This is a genomic window from Tritonibacter sp. SIMBA_163 (assembly GCF_046535935.1).
GTDB lineage: Bacteria > Pseudomonadota > Alphaproteobacteria > Rhodobacterales > Rhodobacteraceae > Epibacterium > Epibacterium scottomollicae.
Genome location: NZ_JAWJBP010000667.1, coordinates 1 through 262, shown reverse-complemented (window position 1 = coordinate 262; position 262 = coordinate 1). Strand labels below are relative to the sequence as shown.

Genomic DNA, 262 nt, shown 5'->3' with positions numbered 1-262 from the left:
CAATAAGGTATATTTACGTCCCTTTGTGCAATGGAAGAAGGATTTACATCTTTCCTTGTTTTATCCAGCTTGCTATTTGATAGGATTCGAAAAAGTTCACTAATAAAAGAAGCAGCAAACCAATGATCCAAATCCCCAAATAACTAATTTCTTGCATGGTTTGAGCATTAACAATCATAACCCATAACACTCCGATGGCTAAAAGATAGAGCAAAATATTAGGCACAATCCACATCATTTTTACTCCCATATCTTTCATATT

Annotated in this window: 1 protein-coding gene; it reads right to left on the bottom strand. The window is 34.0% G+C overall.

The features are described from left to right. Positions 1–43: 43 nt before the first annotated feature. The coding region (locus R0J92_RS23975; RefSeq protein ID WP_411053520.1) for a hypothetical protein at positions 44–262 on the bottom strand (219 nt) is incomplete at its 5' end.